We start from the raw sequence: 284 nt of genomic DNA on the forward strand, positions 1-284 counted from the left end.
TAAATCATCTATTCCAATTTCTTTTAATCTGTCGTATTTCAAAGTTTGGTCATAGTAATCATTAATATTATCTAAACCTATTACCTCGTATCCTTCTTTGATTAACCTATAGGTCAGATGGTAACCAATAAAACCCGCGGCACCCGTTATAAGTATTTTCATTCTTTCTTTTTTAAAACATTCAAAATATGAAAAGAAGTTTTCCCCCTTGTTCATGATTTATAAACTTTTTTTACTATATGGGAAAACTTCCCCACCATTAATATTTCAAAAGCTCAACTGCT

The 284-nt window shown here is 29.9% G+C and carries 1 protein-coding gene; it reads right to left on the reverse strand.

Annotation, left to right across the window (positions count from 1 at the left end; all coding sequences use genetic code 11):
- On the reverse strand, window positions 1-162 hold a 162-nt coding region (locus HC175_RS23445), incomplete at its 3' end, for an NAD-dependent epimerase/dehydratase family protein (protein ID WP_168140129.1).
- Window positions 163-284: the final 122 nt, after the last annotated feature.

The sequence above is a fragment of the Salinimicrobium oceani genome (assembly GCF_012037645.1).